The following is a 17738-nucleotide window of genomic DNA, read 5'->3' as shown; positions in this document are numbered from 1 at the left end:
TATTGTATGCGCTGATACCACTGACTCCGCTGCGCGCTTAGCGGGGGCAAACCTTGAGGACTAAAACCTGCCGATGGAAAACGGCGAGATATCGATGGCCGGTCTCTGCCCTTTCAGGCATTGGGTCATGATTTCTGCACTGAACGCGGCCTGGGTCAGGCCAAGGTGCTGATGGCCAAAGTTGTAGAACACCCCTTTGAACTTGGGGCAGGGTCCCAGCACAGGCAGCGAATCGGGCAAAGAGGGGCGATTGCCATGCCAGACCGCATTGTCCGACAAAGGTGTGTGCGGTTGTTTCAACAGCCGGTTGGCGTGACCCAGCAACTGATAGGCGCGACGGTAATCGGGCGGTGCACTGAGGCCGGCGAACTCCACCGTGCCGGCAAGACGCAGGCCGGCCAGCATGGGCGTCATAATGAACTTACGTTCCATTGAGGTCACCGGTCGCTGCAGCTGATGTCGCGGCAGTTGATTGGGCTTGACCATCAGGTGATAACCGCGCTCGGCTTCCAGGGGGATTCGCCAGCCCAGACTGCGGGTCAGTTGATGAGAATAGGCGCCGGCACACACCACCACCTTCTCACAGCGTACCGTCCGGTCCAGGGTCTCGACCGCCCGCACATAACGTCCGGTAGAGATCCTCAACACCTGACTCTTCAGCCAAGTACCGCCCTGATTCAGAAAGTGCCGGTAAAGCCGCAAACAGAGTGCGTGGGGATCCAAGGTGTGACCGACCTCAGTAAAGTCCAGTCCCTGATGCAGATGATCAGCAAGACCCGGCTCCAGTTCCTGCAGGTCATCCCGACCAATAACACGCACATCAATACCCGCCCTTCGGTAAGCTTCATAGGTTTTCAACAGGGCTCTTTTGTTCGCCTGTTCACTCACCAGCAGGGAACCCTTGCACAGCAGCAGATCCGAGGCATTGCACAGCCCTGCCAACGTCTTCCAGCTGTAGATGCTATGGTGATTGAGCTGACTGAGGGCAGACTGATGGCGGGCCCGCCGTGCGGGGGCCATATTCAACACAAAGCGGCCGAACCAGGGTAAGGCCCGCATCAGATAGGCCGCCCTTATCCGTAGCGGGCCGTCTGCCGCGCTCAGCATACCGGGCAAACGGGGCAGCAACCGCGCATCCGCCAGCGGAAACACCTGCTCGGTGGCAAAATGCCCGGCATTGCCTTTGGAGCAGCCTTCCCCGGGCTCCTGCCTGTCAATCAACATCACCTGATAGCCAGCCTGCTGCAGGAATACTGCGCTGCAAAGCCCTACCACCCCGGCACCAATCACTGCGACCTGTTGCATTTTTATTCCCGAAACTCTTGATAAGATATATTGTATACAATATTCTTTTCTTGCTCACAACTACAAAGGATAAAAAATGAACATCAATTGGCATGGGGTATTCCCGGCGATATCCACCCAATTCCATGAGGACGCCAGTTTGGATCTGGCGTCCAATCAACGCATGCTGGAACAGCTCATCGAAGACGGGGTGCATGGCATTATTGCCCTTGGTACAGTGGGCGAGAATGCGTCACTCAGCGCGCAGGAAAAAAGACAGTTCCTGCAACACACGGTACAGACAGTGGGCGGCAGAATACCGGTCATCGCCGGTTGCACCGAACACTCCGCCGAGCTGGCCATTGCCTATGCCAACGATGCGCAGGCCCTGGGGGTGGACGGTTTAATGCTGTTGCCTGCGGTGGTGTATCAGGGAACGGACCGGGAGGTGCTGGCCCATTACCAGACGGTTGCCCGCTCCACCACCCTGCCCATCATGGTTTACAACAATCCGGTCACTTATGGCGTGGATATCAGCCTGGAGATGATGGCGGGGCTGGCTGAGCAGCCCAATATTCTGGCTATCAAGGAATCCACCACCGACACCCGCAGGATAACCGAGCTGCAGAGTCGCTTTGGAGACCGTTTCACCCTTTTCTGCGGCGTGGACGATATCGCCCTGGAGTCCTTATTGCTGGGTGCCACCGGCTGGATATCCGGCCTGACCAATGTATTCCCCAAGGAATCGGTAGCCTTGTATGAACTGGCCATGCAGGGCCGGATCACCGAAGCCAGAGAGCTGTATCGCTGGTTTATGCCGCTGCTGCGTCTGGATACCATTCCCACCCTGGTGCAATGCATCAAGCTGGCCGAGCAACTGGTGGGCCGGGGCAGCGAGCGGGTCCGTATGCCGAGACTGAGCCTGGAAGGAGAACAACGCCACCGGGTGGAACGCCTGGTGGATCATGCCCTGACCCACCGACCGGATTTGTTCCGCCTGCTCCGGCAAGGACAGTAGTGCCATGCTGACAGGGACTTTCTTCTGCGTGGATGCCCATACCTGTGGTAACCCGGTCCGCCTGGTGACCAGCGGCCATCCACCGCTCATGGGCAACAGTATGAGCGAGAAACGCCAGGATTTTATCCGCCGTTTTGACTGGATCCGCCAGGCGTTGATGTTTGAACCCAGAGGCCACGCCATGATGTCGGGGGCGTTTCTGTACCCGCCCTGTTCGGAAGGCAGCGATGGCGCCCTGTTATTCATTGAAACCAGCGGGGCCTTACCCATGTGCGGCCATGGCACTATAGGGGCAGTCACTGCGGCGCTGGAGCAAGGACTGCTCAAGCCCAGAGTGGAAGGACGGGTGTACCTGGATGTGCCGGCGGGACAAATCGAGGTGGAGTACGAGCGTCAGGGCCACAAAATCACCCACGTCAAGATCCAGAATGTTCCGTCCTTTATGGCTATCGCCGATGGCGTGGTTAATGTGCCCGGACTGGGCGAAATACGCTTCGATGTGGCTTATGGCGGCAATTACTACGCCATCGTCGATCCACAGCCAAACTACCCCGGCCTGGAACACTGGAGTGCCGCCAAGCTGCTGCATTTCAGTCCCATGCTGCGCGAGGCGGCCAACCAGGCTTATCAGTGCACTCATCCGCTGGACCCCAGCATACAGGGTATCAGCCATGTGCAGTGGACCGGCAGAGCCAGGCACAAAGGTTCGGACAGCGCCAATGCGGTGTTCTACGGCAGTGGCGCCATCGATCGTTCTCCCTGCGGCACCGGCACCAGCGCCCGCATGGCGCAGTTGTACGCCAAAGGCAAGCTGCGGGTAGGCGACAGCTTCGTGCATGAAAGCATTATCGGCAGTCAGTTTGTCGGCCGTATCGAAGCGCTGACCAACCTGGCAGAAAAGGACGCCATTGTTCCGTCCATCCAGGGGTGGGCACGCACCATAGGTTACAACCAAATACTAGTGGACGATGGGGATCCCTATGCCCATGGTTTTGAGGTGAATTAATATGATTAGCGGACAACATTTTATTGCTGGTCGCTGGCAGGGACGCCCCCTGGCACACAACCAATCTTTTAATCCGGCGACCAACCGTGCTCTGGACTGGCACTTCGCCGAGGCCGATCTGGCCGACCTAGCACAGATTACCGAGTTGGCGCACTCGGCTTTTCAGGAGTACCGACGAGTCAGTCCGTCCAGCAGGGCGGCGTTTTTAAATTGCATCGCCGATGAGATTGAAGCGCTGGGCTCTACCCTGGTGGAAGTGGTGAATCTGGAAACCGCATTGCCACAGGCCAGGGTGGAGAATGAGCGGACCCGTACCTGCAATCAGTTGCGCCTGTTTGCCGACAATCTGCTGAGTCAGGACATGGAAATCCGCGATCCGGCCCTGCCGGATCGCAAGCCTCTTCCGCGACCCGCCCTGCGCCTGACACAGATCCCGCTGGGGCCCGTTGTGGTGTTTGGCGCCAGCAACTTTCCCCTGGCGTTTTCTACCGCAGGCGGCGATACCGCAGCGGCGCTGGCGGCCGGTTGCCCGGTTATCTTCAAGGGGCACAACGCCCATCCCGCTACCTGCGAGCTTATCGCCAGGGCCATCGATAAGGCCATTCGCCACTGCGCCATGCCTGAGGGCGTTTTTACCCTGGTCCATGCCCGGCAACATGCCTTTTCAGAAAGCTTAATCGCCCAGCCTAAGGTCAAGGCCGTCGCCTTCACCGGTTCGGTGAAACTGGGGATGCACTTTGCCGGGATCATTCAGCAGCGACCTGAACCCATTCCTTTTTATGGTGAGCTGGGCTCACAAAATCCGGTGTTTGCCCTGCCGGACTACCTGCAAGACAATCTGCCTGCTTTTGCAGATGCCCTAATCCAGTCGGTGACGATGGGCCAGGGTCAGTTCTGTACCAGACCGGGGCTGGTATTTGTGGTCGCAGACACCACTTATCCCGGACTATGTCAGGCGCTGGCCGAGCGGCTGGCCAACTGCAGCAGCGGCCCCATGCTCACCGCTAAAATAGCCCAGGGATATCGTCATCAATCTGCAGCCTGGCAGCAGTGCGCCGGAGTTGAGTTGCTGGCCCAGGGACAAGGCGAAGAAACGGGCTGCCATGGCCGGCCAAGGTTGTTTGCTTCCGATGCCGAGGCATTTCTGCAACACCCTGAACTGAGGGAAGAGATTTTCGGACCTGCCAGCCTGCTGGTACGGTGTAAGGATGTCACCCAGATGCAGATGCTGGCCACCACCCTGGCAGGACAACTGACCGCCACCCTGTATGCCAGCGAGACTGAGTGGAAGGCACAGTCCGTTTTGTTGCAGGAGTTGGAACTGAAAGCCGGGCGCATCATTGCCGGGCAGATGCCGACCGGCGTGGAAGTGTGTCACAGTATGCAACATGGGGGGCCTTTCCCGGCGTCCAGCGACTCACGGTATACCGCTGTGGGCAGCCAGGCTATCCGTCGCTTTCTACGGCCCTTGTGCTATCAGAATCTATCTGACAGCCTAAGTGAATAAACGTTGGAGAAGACTATGGCGATTGGAATAGGTGGAAAAAGCATGGAACAGGCCCTGGCTGGTTTGTCGGATATGACGGCCGGGGTCCGCCCCATTCAGACTGTTGAATACCGTCAGCGGATGGACAAGGCCTGTGGGTTAATGCAACAGCAAAATATTGATGCCATGCTGATCAATGCCGGCACCAACCTGCACTATTTTTGCGGTGTCGACTGGTACGTCAGTGAGCGCCTGGTGGCAGCCTTATTGTTTGCCAGTGGTGAACTTTATTATCTGTTGCCCCATTTTGAATTGGGCACCCTCAAACCCCTGTTTCAGGTGCCGGGTGAGATCCTGACCTGGCAGGAGCATGACAACCCTTATGCGCTATGTATGGATAAGCTTTGTCAGCACAGCGGCAAGGGGGCCACCCTGATACTGGATGACAGTGCGCCCTATTTTATTGCCGATGGACTGGGGGCCTGCTCGTCAGAAGTCACGCTACGCAGTGCCAGGTCGGTTATCGGTCCCTGCCGGAGTCATAAATCCGCCAGCGAGATCACCCTGATCCAACGCGCCATGGATATGACTATGGCGGTGCATCAGGCCGCAGCCAGTGTATTGTTTGAAGGGATCAGCTGCAAAGAGGTGGAAAACTTTATCCACCAGGCACACAAACAGGTCGGCGCCTCCGGCTCTTACTTCTGCATTGTGCTGTTCGGCGCCGATACAGCCTTTCCACATGGTGTGAAGCAGCCGTCGCCGCTGAAACTGAACGATATGGTGCTCATTGACACCGGCTGCCGTTTGCATGGATACCTGTCGGATATTACCCGCAGTTATGTGTTTGGCCAGGCCAGCGATCGCCAACGCCAGGTCTGGCAATGGGAAAAACAGGCTCAGCAGCTCGCTTTCGAGGCAGCCAGACCGGGCGCCCCATGCCAGAACGCCGACCGGGCGGTGCGCGCGTTTCTGACCAGTCAGGGCCTGGGGCCGGATTATCAGTTACCCGGCGTGCCTCATCGCACCGGACATGGAATCGGTCTGGACATTCACGAAGGTCCCTACCTGGTGGAAGGAGAAACCCAGCCTTTAGCCCCAGGCATGTGTTTCAGCAATGAACCCATGCTCGTCATGCCCGGTGAATTCGGCGTACGACTGGAAGATCATTTTTATATCACCGAACAAGGTCCGCGCTGGTTTACCAGTCCGGCATACAGTCTGGACGATCCTTTCGGTCTGGCCGCCCCATGAACCAGTACAGTCAGCGCCTGACCCGGCTTCGCCAGGCAATGACCGCTGCCGGTTGCCACGCCATGCTGATCAGCGAACCGACCAATATTCGCTATCTGAGTGGCTTTGGCGGCAGCAGCGCTTATCTGCTGGTCACTGCCTCTGAACAGTTTCTGATTACGGATTACCGCTATGTACAGAGGGCCGGGGAAGACTGTCCGGATTACCAGACTTACTGCCGGGATCGTGTCAGCGAAAGCCTGGGACAAGCAGTGGGGCGATTGCTGAGTCATACCCCTAATGCCAGTTTGTATCTGGACTACCGGCACCTCAGTGTGGAGTTGTATCTGACGCTGCAAAGTGATCTGCCCATGATGGAATTAAAGCCTGCTCCTTTACTGGTAGAAGACCTCAGAGCCATCAAAGAGCCGGCGGAGCGGGCCTGCATTGAGCGGTGCATACTCATCGCCGAGCAGTCTTTGGATTGGCTGCTGGGCCGTATTGAGGTGGGCATGACCGAAGCCCGGGCCGCCGAATTGCTGAACAATAAGATGATGGAACTGGGTGCGCAGGGGCAGGCCTTTCCCACTATTTTGCTCAGTGGTCCGCGCAGCGCCTTACCCCACGGACAACCCGGCGACCGGAAGCTGTGCAGAGGCGACTGGCTGCTTATCGATTTTGGCGCCCAACTCAAAGGGCTTCGCTGCGACATTACCCGCACCTTTGTCCTGGGCAAGGCCAGTGATGAACAACGCCGCTTCTATCAGACAGTGGCCAGGGCCCAACAGGCCGCCATTGACATGGTGCGGGCGGGGGTCAGCGGCCACCAGATAAATCGGACTGCATCCGACATCCTGGCCGCTTCCCCTTATGCCGCCTATGCGGGGGAAGGTATAGGTCACAGCTTCGGTCTGAGCCTGCACGAGCCGCCGTTGCTGCGACGTTCCTGTGAGACGTTGCTGCAAAGCGGTATGATTCTGACCATAGAGCCGGGGCTTTATCGGCCCGGTTTTGGCGGCGTGCGCATTGAAGACGATATCCTGGTGCAGGATCAGGGCAGCCTGTCCCTGACCCGCTTCAACAAAGACTTGATGGAAATCTGACCATGCGGCAGATCGACGCGGCACAAATCGAAGCAGTGATGGATTTCGATGGACTCATCGGCCATTTGCGCCAGAGTCTGGCGGCAGACTTTCAGATGCCGCCACGCCAGGTACTGCCGTTGGATCCCGATGGCAACAGTGGGGATACCGATGCCCTGGCTCTGCTGCCGGCCTGGAATCAGCGACTGATTGGCTGCAAACTCTTTACCTACTTCCCAGGCAATGCCTCGCAGGGCAAGGAAAGACTCTATTCGAAGCTGATAGTCTTTCGCCGCGCAACCGGAGAACCTCTGGCACTGTTGGATGGCACCCGTTTGACCTACTGGCGCACTGCCGCCGTCTCGGCGCTGGCGTCCAGCTACCTGTCTAATCCGACCGCTAAAACCCTGGTGTTGTTTGGCACCGGTCAGCTGGCGCCTTATATGGTCAGGGCCCACGCCCATGTGCGGCCAATCCAGTCTGTGTACATCGTCGGGCGGGATTCGGTCAAGGCTCAGGCATTGGCTGATAACCTGAAAACCGTTCTGCCGGAATTGGATATCAGTGGGGTACGGCCCTCAGCCGGGTTGTTGGGCCAGGCCGATATCATCAGTTGCGCCACTGCCAGCAGCAAGCCGCTGTTTCCCGGCCACTGGGTGAATCCCGGATGTCTGGTGGATGCCATAGGCAATCATCAGGCCGGCGCTTCGGAGATTGATACTGACCTGGTGGCGGAGACCAGACTCTATGTGGACAGCCGCATCAATTGCCTCAGAGAGGCAGGTGAAATCTTGCTGCCCATGACCCAGGGGCATATCGGCGAAGAGCATATTCAGGGCGAACTGGCCGACCTGTGTCGCCACCCTCAGATTGCGTGGCAGCCATCCCGCATCAACCTGTTTAAAGCGGTAGGCATGGCAATAGCCGATCTGGCTGCCGCAGACTTCGTGTTGGACAGTCTGGAGATGTTCTGATTCAGGCAGTGAATACTTGCCTCGGGACAGCGTTAGCCCGGAGATATGCTCAAACAGACCATTCTCAAACGACCTTAACTGGTCTAATCTGAATATTGGCACGCAAGATTAAAGGTAACTATGGACAATTTTATGCAAGCCGCCATTGAGCAAGCCCGGCTAGGTATGGCCGAAGGGGGCATCCCTATCGGCTCGGTGCTGGTACACGAAGGCAAGATTATCGGCGCCGGACATAACCGGCGGGTGCAACAGGGTAGCGCCATATTGCACGGCGAAATGGATGCCCTGGAACAGGCCGGGCGTCTGCCTGCCAGCGTCTACCGGGAGTCGGTGCTCTACACTACCCTGTCTCCCTGTTCAATGTGCAGCGGCGCCATTCTGCTTTACGGCATTCCCAAGGTCATCATCGGCGAAAACAAGACCTTTATGGGCGAGGAGGCCCTGCTGAGAAGCCGGGGCGTCAACCTGGAGGTACTGCAGGATCCCACCTGCATCAACCTGATGGACGAGTTTATTACCCGCAATCCCGAACTCTGGAATGAAGATATTGGCGAGTAGGGCCATTGCTCTTGCGACTGTCCTCACAGCTCTTTGCAGTCCGTTAAGTTACGCCGCCGAGCGGGTGGGGGTTGGCTGCTACGATTACCCGCCCTTTTATATGGCTTCCGCTGAGGGTGAGGAAGGGCTGATACCGGATCTGGTGGCGCTGATGAACCAGAATCAGGATAGATTTGAATTCCACCTGGTGCCCACCACTGCCCGGCGACGTTACCTGGACTTTGCCAATGACAAATTCGACCTGTTGATGTTTGAAAGCCCCGATTGGGGCTGGCAGGAATATCCCATTGAGCAGAGCCGGCCTTTTTACCAGGGCGCTGAAGTCTGGATTGCCCGGAACAGGCCTGGCAGGGATCAGGCTTACTTCACTTCCCCACAGGACAAACGGCTGCTGGGGGTATTGGGCTACCACTATGGTTTTGCCGGCCTGAATTCGGATCCGGACTTTCTCAGCGACCAATACACCATCCATCTGGTGGACAGCCAGGCGACCATTATCGAATTGATTCTGCAGGGCAAGGCCGATATGGGGATCGTGGCTTTGTCCTATCTGAATCACTATCTCCACCGTCATCCGCAGCATGCCGACGATCTGCTGGTATCCGAGCAGTATGATCAGGTATACCTGCATGGCGCCCTGCTCGACAAAGATGCCGCTATTTTGATCGGCGAACTGGATAAGCTGTTTGACAAAATGCACCAGGACGGTCAGCTTGATCGCCTGTGGCAAAAACACGGCCTTGAACCTGAGCTTCCGGCCGCAACCCAACCACTGTCTCATATTGACGACAGCTTATAACCTTGAGCTAACCGACTGAAATGCGGTTAAAAAACAGCCGTAGCTAACTGAGCTGCCAGAGTACAAGGCTTATCCACCGGCAGGCCAACAGAACGTTGCGGCCAGTGTCATCAGTCGTTCTTCTCTGCTGGCAGGGCTAATACCGCCGAATCTGTCTCTTGCGGACGACAAATTTACGCTGTGCTCCACAGCCATACTTTCCCGCCCTGCTGTTTAGCCTGATTCTCCTCCCGCCGTCTCCTGCCGGGCCGCGGCGCAAAACTCCATGCAAGCTATTGATAAATATAAGACTAATCCCATTCTTGGCGAGTGGAGAGGTGCCTCAGGATTGACCAGCAGTCCAGGTTGGTATTGTTCTTGCGCTTATCGGCATGACGCTCATAAGGCGATGCGCCAATGAGCCCGGATTCATCATCAGATTATCGGAGTGTGAGCTTGCGTAACCGGAATGTGGTTGGCCCCAAAGGACGTTGGAGCAGTTTGAGCCAGGGATGGTACTGGCTGGTACTGTTGTGGCTGTCGGCCGTTAGCCAGGCCCAGGAAGCTTTACCCGCTAATCAGGGTAAAACAGACGCGCAACTGCTGTTTGACCTGATGACCAAGCGGGCACAGGAATTATCGTCCAAACCCCATGAGGTTCCAGACACTCCGCTGCCCGCCAACTGGCTGAACATGGATTATGAACAGTACAGGTCGATTCGCTTTAAGTCTGAACAGGCCCTGTGGGACGATCAGGCATTGTTTGAAGTGCAGTTTTTTCACCCTGGATTCCTGTATCGCTCACCGGTGGAAATTGAAGCTGTCAATCACGATGGCGTGAACAGGCGGATAGCGTTCGATCCCAGTATGTTCAGCTATGACAACAGAGCCGCTCCCTTGGAGCAACAGGTGGAGGGGGCGGGCTTCGCCGGCTTCCGGGTTCATTTTCCCTTGAATACGGCGGCCTACAAGGATGAAGTGGCGGTGTTCCAGGGCGCCTCCTACTTCCGTCTGGTCGGGCCGGGCCAGTTATATGGCCTTTCAGCCCGTGGACTGAGCATCGACACAGCGATGCCCGAAGGCGAAGAGTTTCCGCACTTCCGCCAGTTCTGGCTGATGAAACCCCAACCTGAAGATGCGCATCTGGTATTTTTTGCCCTCCTCGACAGCCCTTCGGTCACCGGGGCTTACCGCTTTGAGTTACAACCGGGCATGGACACGAAAATGGACATTACCGCCCGCTTGTTCGCCCGCAAAGATGTCAGCAAGCTGGGCATTGCACCTATGACCAGCATGTTCCTGTATGGCGAGAACAAAGTGCGCTTCGTGGACGATTTCCGCCCGGAAATCCATGACTCAGACGGCGTGCTGATGCACACCTCCAGGGATGAATGGATCTGGCGTCCCTTGAGAAACCCACGCCAGTTGCAGGTCACCAGTCTTTCTGATGATTCCCCGCAAGGCTTTGGCCTGGTTCAGCGTGACCGGGACTTTGCCCATTACCAGGACACGGAAGCCCATTACCATCGTCGCCCCAGCCTCTGGGTCACCCCGCAGGGACAGTGGGGCAAGGGTCGTCTGGAAGTGGTGGAGATCCCCACCAATAACGAAACCAATGACAATATCGTCACTTACTGGGTGCCAGAGCAGCCCCTTAAGGCCGGCGAACAAAGAGAGTACAGCTATTCCCTGCAAACCTTTGACAGCACGTTGCATCAGGAACCGCTGGCGCAGGTGACACAGACACGCATAGGCTGGGCCGCCCTGCCTGGTCAACACAATCCGCCCCCCAGAGAGCTTCGTCAGTTCATTGTGGACTTTGCCGGGCCCGGCCTCGCCAACCTGTCCCCCAGTCAGGCGGTTGAAGCCAGACTGCAACTGTCCTCAGGCGAGTACAAGGAACTGAAAGTAAACCACTTGCCCAATGGCCAGTGGCGGGCGTCCTTTAAATTACTTCCCCGGGAGCAACAAACAGTAGACATGCGTCTGCAATTGCACCTGCGTGAACAAAACCTAACCGAGGTATGGAATTATGTCTGGAATCCAAGCGACATCAAATAATGCGCATACCCACGAACTGTCTCCAAATGCAGACAGGCTGACAATCCGCATGGGCTGGAAGAAAACCCGCCAATGGTTTTTCTTTCTGTTGGTCAGTACCAGTGCCGCTGCAGGTGTCGGCATGATGACCACCATCCTGATGGCTAACAGCCTCACTGCACTGGAGATAGTCTTACTGGTGCTGTTTGCCATCAGCTTCAGTTGGATTGCCTGTGCATTCTGGAGCGCCATGATCGGCTTTGCCCTGCAACTGCTGCGGCGGGACCCCTTAAGCCTCAAGCCCCAGTTGCAAACGCCCCTTTGCACTGACAAGCCCCATGCCCGTACCGCTGTGGTGATGCCCGTTTACAATGAAGACACCGATCGCATCATGGCGGGTTTTGAGACCTGTCTGCGCGCACTGGCCAGCTCGGGGCACATGGATAAGTTTGATTTCTATATGCTCAGCGATACCCGTAAGCCAGAGCTGGCACAGGCGGAACTGGCTGCCTGGGCCGCCATGCAAAAGCGCCTGGGTAAGCTGGCAGGCCATGCTTTCTATCGTCGCCGGGAAAAGAATACCCATCGCAAGGTGGGGAACCTGGCAGATTTCTGCCAGCGCTGGGGCCATGCCTACGAGCACATGATTGTTCTGGACGCAGACAGCATCATGAGCGCACAGAGCATGCTGACCCTGGTGCACGCCATGGAGAAAAATCCCCGGGCGGGCCTTATCCAGACAGTACCGATTCCGGTGCGCCAGACTACCTTATTCGGTCGTTTCCTGCAGTTCGCCTCGATACTCTATTGCCCGATGCTGGCCACGGGGCTGGCGTTCTGGCAGACGGACAGCGGTAACTACTGGGGACACAATGCCATTATCCGTTTGTCGGCATTTATGCGTCACTGCGGCCTGCCCACCCTGGAAGGACCCGCCCCCTTTGGCGGCGATATACTCAGCCATGATTTTGTGGAAGCAGCCCTGCTCAGCCGCGCCGGCTGGGAGGTTTATCTGTTGGCTGATTTGCCAGGCAGCTACGAGGAAGTGCCCAGCAATATCCTCGATTACGCCACCCGCGACAGACGTTGGGTGCAGGGGAATATCCAGCACCTGGGGCTGCTGGGCAGTACGGGGCTGTGTATGACCAGCAGGGTGCATTTCTTTATGGGCGCCCTGGCGTACATCTCGTCGCTGATCTGGTTGTTGATGTTGCTGCTCAGCACTGCCGATGCACTGATTCTGGCCACCAGCGAAAACACCTTTTTTGACCGTCAGTACCAGTTGTTCCCCAACTGGCAGGTGGCGGAAACCGGCCTGATCCATGCCCTGCTGCTGGTCACCGCCGGCCTGCTGATGCTGCCCAAGCTGTTCGCCGTCATACTGGCCATGATGTATCGCCGTGAAGAGTTTGGTGGCGCGTGGCGACTCGGCTTTGGCGCACTGGTTGAAGCCCTGTTTGCCGTGATGATTGCGCCTTTGATGATGGTTTACCATGCCTTCTTCGTACTCAGCGTATTCCTGGGTTATCAGGTCAGTTGGAATGCCCAGGCCAGGGAAGGCAGGATGGTGCCCTGGTCAGACTCACTTCGCCGCTCCGCGCCCGCCAGCCTGATCGCCTTGCTGTGGGGCACTATCACCTATCTGTTTACCCCGGTGCTGTTCTGGTGGATGATGCCGGTATTGCTGGGGCTGGTACTGGCTGCACCCATTATCCGTTTCTCCAGCAGTCTGACACTGGGTCGCTGGGCGCGCCGACTGGGTATCTTTGTCAGCCCAAGCGAACATCGCGAACCCGAGGTTCTTCGCGCCCTGCGTATCCGGTTGGCCAACATGCCTGCCCATCAGGATCAAGAGGCTCTGGCCCCACCCCTGCCTGCGGAACACTGGCAGGAGATGCCGATACAGCGTTTCGATCAGGGGCCTCTGCCCTCCGGGCTGCCCAGTTTGAGTAACTGACCGCTGGCCCACAGTCTGCCATTAACCGGTACAACAAAGGGAGCTTAGGCTCCCTTTTTTTCGGCTGAATGGTGCCCGACAGAAATAAAGCTAAAGAGAATGACTTTTGACCTATTTTAATTTTTCCTGACTGTGTAATGATTAGGCATATTCAGGGACTGTTTCACACAAAAGATCACAATCCAATCAAATGGCCAATAACCAAAACGACAAAAGCGCGCTACTGCAACAACTGAAGATCCACCCCAGCGACAAGCAGGAGGCGTCCGGCCTGAAGGTCTGGCACCTGCTGGTGGCGATGCTGCTCAGCGCAGGTCTGACCTACTGGCTGACCCTGACACTGAGCGGCCCGGTTCAGGCCGGACAGGACAACGTCCAGGCCAGAAAAAATGCTCCAAGGCCGGCTGAGGAAAAGGCGGCCGAGCCAAAACCCGCAGTCAGGGCGACTGACAACCAAAGCATTCTTAATTCATCCGGCTACATCACTGCCAGGCGCACGGCCACGGTCTCTGCCGAAATTATGGGGCTGATCACACAAGTAAATGTGGAAGAAGGCATGCAGGTCACCGAAGGCCAGGTGCTGGCGCAACTGGACAATGCCCTGGCCAGCGTCAGCCTGGAGTTGGCCCATGCCCAGGTCAAAGCCCTGATTGCCCGGAAAAACGCCATGCAGGCGGATCTGGAAGAAGCCCGGCGCAATAACCAGCGCATCAGCAGCAATGATTATTCCAGTGAAGCCGAGCGGACCCGCGCCATGAGCCAGTTACAGAGTCTGACCGCCAGCCTGGAAAGCGCTGAGGCGGATATCCTGGTGGCCAGACTGGAAGCCAGACGCCAGCAGGAACGGTTGGATGATCACACCATTCGCGCCCCTTTTGGCGGCGTGGTGACGGAGAAAAATGCCCAGCCCGGTGAAATTGTCGCCCCCACTTCGGCCGGTGGCGGATTCACCCGCACCGGTATCTGCACCATAGTGGATATGGAGTCGCTGGAAATCGAGGTGGATGTGAACGAGGCCTTTATCGGCCGGGTCTTCCCCGGCCAGAAAGTGGACGCCCATCTGGACGCCTATCCGGACTGGACAATTCCGGCCTCTGTCATCGCCATTATCCCCACTGCCGACCGGGCCAAGGCCACGGTGCAGGTAAGAATCAAACTGGAAGAGAGCGATCCGAGAATTCTGCCCGATATGGGCGTCAAGGTCGCTTTTCAGAAAACCTGAGTCACACCTTAAGGGAATTGCCATGAATCAAGACAATCTGTTTGAACTGAACAAGGTCTCCAAGCGCTTTACCAAGGGTAAGGAAACCATCAGCATTTTCGACAACCTGGATATGCAGATAAAGCGCGGTGATTTCCTGGCCATTATGGGTCCGTCCGGTTCGGGCAAGACCACCCTGCTCAACCTGCTCGGAGGGGTGGATCAACCCACCTCGGGGGAAGTCTGGTTCGACGGCAGCCGCATCGACAGTCTGAGCGAAAGCCAACTGGCCAAGTGGCGGGCCAACAACATCGGCTTTATTTTTCAGTTTTATAACCTGATGCCCATGCTCAATGCGGCCAAAAACGTCGAGCTGCCCCTGCTGCTGACCAATCTGAGTGCCAAAGAACGTCAGCAGCGGGTGGACACCGCGCTTCAACTGGTGGGTTTGGCGGATCGGGCCAAACATATGCCGGCGGAGATGTCCGGCGGGCAGTTGCAACGGGTGGCTATCGCCCGGGCCGTGGTGTCCGACCCAAAACTGCTGCTGTGTGACGAGCCTACAGGGGATCTGGACAGGCGCACCGCAGATGAAATTCTGGAGATGCTGCAACTGCTCAACCGCGAATTCGGCAAGACCATACTGATGGTGACCCACGACCCGGCAGCGGCCAAATACGCCACCCATACCCTGCACCTGGATAAAGGCCAGTTTGTCAGGGAGGGCGGCGTACCAGCAGAGGAAGTTTCTCTATGAAGGACTTCTATCTGGTCTATAAAAATCTGACCCGCAAAAAACTGCGGCTGTTTCTGACGTGTTTTGCCATTTTTATCGCCTTTCTGATTTTCGGTGCAGTCACCGCCTTGCAGGGGGCCCTTAACTCAGGCGTGGAAATGTCCGCTGATAACCGCCTGGTGGTGTTTAACAAGATCAACTTTACCCAGCCTTTGCCCTATGCCTATGTAAACAAGGTGCGCAGCATCGACGGCGTAGAGCATGTGACACACGCCAACTGGTTTGGCGGCTACTATCAGGAACCGGCCAATCAGATAGTCACCATGGCAGTGGCTCCTGAGAGTTACTTCGAGGTCTATGAAGAGCTGGTGGTGGATCCACAGCAAAAAGCCAGTTGGCTGGCCAATCAGGCCGGCGTGTTGGTGGGTGAGCGGCTGGCCAAGGTCAACAACTGGCAGATCGGCGATCGTATTCCCATCTCCTCCAGTATTTTCTCGCACAAGGACGGTGGCCAGACCTGGGACCTGGTGGTGGAAGGCATCTTTACCGCTAATGACCCGCAAATTGACACCGGCTATATGGTGTTCCACTACAAATACTTTATGGAAACCCAGAGCTGGGGTGGTGATTACGTGGGCTGGATAGTGCTCACCACCGAGGACCCGGCCCTTAACGAGCAGGTGGCCAAGGCCATCGACGAGAACTTTGCCAACTCCCAGGCCGAAACCGACACCGACACGGAAAAAGCCTTTAATAAAGCCTTTATCGAGCAGATCGGCAATATCGGCCTGATCATCTTCGGGGTGGTCTTTATGGCCTTCTTCACCATTCTGGTGTTGGTGGGCAATACCATGGTATTGGCAGTGCGCGAACGCACCAATGAGATCGCCGTGCTAAAAACCCTGGGCTTTTCCAGTCCGCGTATATTCCGCATGATCCTCACCGAGTCCTGTCTGCTGTCTTTTCTCGGCGGGCTGTTGGGCATCGGCGCGGCTTTTCTGGTGGTCAGGTTTCTGTCAGAGATGATGGCCCGCTTCCTGCCCAATCTGGTGCTGGGGTCGGATATCCTGCTCCAGGCACTGGGCTATATGCTGTTACTGGGGCTCATCACCGGCATAGTACCGGCGGTTAACGCCCTGCGCCTTAATATCATCAGCGCATTTGCCAGGGGGTAATATGAGCGTTATTTCGCAAAGCCTTGCCGTGATCAAAATGAACGTGCTCAGCCTGCCCAGACGGGTCTGGATGTCGCTGGCCATGGTGCTGGCCGCAGCGGTGGTGGTGGCCGTATTGCTGGCGTTTCTGGCCATGGCCAAAGGCTTTGAGGCGACCATGCAAAGCGCAGGCTCCGAGGATGTGGCCTTTTTTATCCGCACCGGCTCAGCGGCTGAACTGAACAGTACAGTGACCAAGGATCAGGTGAACCTGATCAGCGAAGCGCCGGGCATTGCCAGCAATGACGACGGGCCGCTGGTCTCCCCGGAGCTCTATGTGATCGTAGACGGTATCAAGAAAAGCACCGGCACCGAGGCCAATATCCCTCTGCGTGGTATTGAGCCTCAGGGCCTGGCGATGAGGGAAAACTTCAGCCTGACCCAGGGCCGGCTGTTTACGCCGGGCACCGATGAGCTGATCGTGGGCGAAGGGATCCTGCGCCAGTTCGACGGCTTTGAGCTGGGCCAGGAAGTGCGCTTCGGCAAAAACCGCTGGACGGTGGTGGGCGTGTTCAGCACCGGCGGCAATGTATTTGAAAGCGAACTGTGGGCCGACGCCCGGGTTATCCAGACTCTGTATAACCGAGGCAGCAGCTATCAGTCGGTGCGCGCCAAGCTGGAGCCGGGCGCCAGCCTGCAAAGTATCGAGCAATACCTGAAACAGGATCCTCGCCTGAATCAGGAAGTGCAGAGTGAGGCGGCCTATTTTGCCACCCAGGGCGAGAGCCTGGGCTATATGGCCCTGTTTGGCCGGGTTATCAGTTCCATTATGGCGCTGGGCGCCCTGGCCGGCGCCCTGAACACCATGTACACCTCGGTGGCGGACCGGGCCAAGGAAATCGCCACCCTGCGGGCCATTGGCTTTTCCAACTTGTCGGCCTTTATCGGCACTCTGGTCGAGGCCATGGTGCTGGCGCTGATTGGCGGCATTATTGGGGCCCTGGCTGCATTCGCCCTGTTTGACGGCATGAACGCCTCCACCCTGGGCGGCAGTTTCACCCAGGTGGTGTTCAGCTTTGAGCTCAGCACGGATCTGATCCTCCAGGGTATCTATCTGGCTCTGATTATCGGCTTTATCAGCGGCTTCTTCCCCGCCTGGCGCGCCACCAGCGTGCCGGTGGCAGTGGCGTTTCAGTCCAGAGGCTGAAGACACCCGCTTTGGCGCTGCGTG

The 17738-nt window shown here is 57.2% G+C and carries 15 protein-coding genes; 14 read left to right on the top strand and 1 reads right to left on the bottom strand.

Features of this window, described 5'->3' with window-relative positions:
• Nucleotides 1-60 precede the first annotated feature (60 nt).
• Nucleotides 61-1305, bottom strand: coding sequence for an NAD(P)/FAD-dependent oxidoreductase (locus J0A66_RS08400; protein ID WP_206573355.1), 1245 nt, complete (start codon nucleotides 1303-1305; stop codon nucleotides 61-63).
• Nucleotides 1306-1381: 76 nt separating this feature from the next.
• On the opposite strand from J0A66_RS08400, the gene dapA reads away from it, so the two are divergent.
• The 14 genes from dapA to J0A66_RS08330 all read left to right on the top strand — a co-directional run bounded on the left by dapA (nucleotide 1382) and on the right by J0A66_RS08330 (nucleotide 17714).
• Nucleotides 1382-2302, top strand: coding sequence for a 4-hydroxy-tetrahydrodipicolinate synthase (gene dapA / locus J0A66_RS08395; protein WP_206573354.1), 921 nt, complete (start codon nucleotides 1382-1384; stop codon nucleotides 2300-2302).
• 4 nt (nucleotides 2303-2306) lie between these two features.
• The gene (locus J0A66_RS08390; RefSeq protein ID WP_206573353.1) at nucleotides 2307-3308 is read left to right on the top strand and encodes a 4-hydroxyproline epimerase; all 1002 of its coding nucleotides are present in this window, start codon (nucleotides 2307-2309) and stop codon (nucleotides 3306-3308) included.
• Between the two features lies 1 nt (nucleotide 3309).
• Entirely contained in the window at nucleotides 3310-4815 is a 1506-nt protein-coding gene (locus J0A66_RS08385; protein ID WP_206573352.1) for an aldehyde dehydrogenase (NADP(+)), read from the top strand.
• A 15-nt stretch (nucleotides 4816-4830) separates the two neighbouring features.
• Nucleotides 4831-6048 (top strand): M24 family metallopeptidase, encoded by a 1218-nt coding sequence (locus J0A66_RS08380; RefSeq protein ID WP_206573351.1) that lies wholly within the window; start codon nucleotides 4831-4833, stop codon nucleotides 6046-6048.
• Nucleotides 6045-7130 carry a M24 family metallopeptidase gene (locus J0A66_RS08375; protein WP_206573350.1) on the top strand — a complete coding sequence of 362 codons (1086 nt, stop codon included), beginning with the start codon at nucleotides 6045-6047 and terminating at the stop codon, nucleotides 7128-7130. The genes J0A66_RS08380 and J0A66_RS08375 overlap by 4 nt, the downstream gene beginning before the upstream one ends.
• A 2-nt stretch (nucleotides 7131-7132) precedes the next feature.
• Nucleotides 7133-8083 (top strand): bifunctional Delta(1)-pyrroline-2-carboxylate/Delta(1)-piperideine-2-carboxylate reductase, encoded by a 951-nt coding sequence (gene lhpI, locus J0A66_RS08370; RefSeq protein ID WP_206573349.1) that lies wholly within the window; start codon nucleotides 7133-7135, stop codon nucleotides 8081-8083.
• Nucleotides 8084-8203: 120 nt separating this feature from the next.
• On the top strand, nucleotides 8204-8641 hold the full coding sequence (locus J0A66_RS08365; protein WP_206573348.1) for a nucleoside deaminase: 438 nt from the start codon (nucleotides 8204-8206) through the stop codon (nucleotides 8639-8641).
• Nucleotides 8622-9440 (top strand): substrate-binding periplasmic protein, encoded by an 819-nt coding sequence (locus tag J0A66_RS08360; protein WP_206573347.1) that lies wholly within the window; start codon nucleotides 8622-8624, stop codon nucleotides 9438-9440. Before J0A66_RS08365 ends, J0A66_RS08360 begins: the two co-directional genes overlap by 20 nt.
• A 435-nt stretch (nucleotides 9441-9875) precedes the next feature.
• Nucleotides 9876-11480: an OpgD/OpgG family glucan biosynthesis protein gene (locus J0A66_RS08355; protein WP_206573346.1), complete on the top strand. Its 1605-nt coding sequence runs from the start codon at nucleotides 9876-9878 to the stop codon at nucleotides 11478-11480.
• A gap of 49 nt (nucleotides 11481-11529) precedes the next feature.
• Nucleotides 11530-13416 (top strand): glucans biosynthesis glucosyltransferase MdoH, encoded by a 1887-nt coding sequence (mdoH, locus tag J0A66_RS08350; protein ID WP_206573702.1) that lies wholly within the window; start codon nucleotides 11530-11532, stop codon nucleotides 13414-13416.
• A 190-nt stretch (nucleotides 13417-13606) separates the two neighbouring features.
• Nucleotides 13607-14638 (top strand): efflux RND transporter periplasmic adaptor subunit, encoded by a 1032-nt coding sequence (locus tag J0A66_RS08345; protein ID WP_206573345.1) that lies wholly within the window; start codon nucleotides 13607-13609, stop codon nucleotides 14636-14638.
• A 22-nt stretch (nucleotides 14639-14660) separates the two neighbouring features.
• Nucleotides 14661-15374, top strand: coding sequence for an ABC transporter ATP-binding protein (locus J0A66_RS08340; protein WP_206573344.1), 714 nt, complete (start codon nucleotides 14661-14663; stop codon nucleotides 15372-15374).
• Complete coding sequence (locus J0A66_RS08335) at nucleotides 15371-16528, top strand: ABC transporter permease (RefSeq protein WP_206573343.1); 1158 nt, start codon at nucleotides 15371-15373, stop codon at nucleotides 16526-16528. The genes J0A66_RS08340 and J0A66_RS08335 overlap by 4 nt, the downstream gene beginning before the upstream one ends.
• A 1-nt stretch (nucleotide 16529) precedes the next feature.
• Complete coding sequence (locus J0A66_RS08330; protein WP_206573342.1) at nucleotides 16530-17714, top strand: ABC transporter permease; 1185 nt, start codon at nucleotides 16530-16532, stop codon at nucleotides 17712-17714.
• Nucleotides 17715-17738: the final 24 nt, after the last annotated feature.

Source organism: Bowmanella dokdonensis, assembly GCF_017254865.1.
Taxonomy (GTDB): Bacteria; Pseudomonadota; Gammaproteobacteria; order Enterobacterales; family Alteromonadaceae; genus Bowmanella; species Bowmanella dokdonensis.
This window is presented reverse-complemented; position numbering and strand designations above follow the sequence as displayed.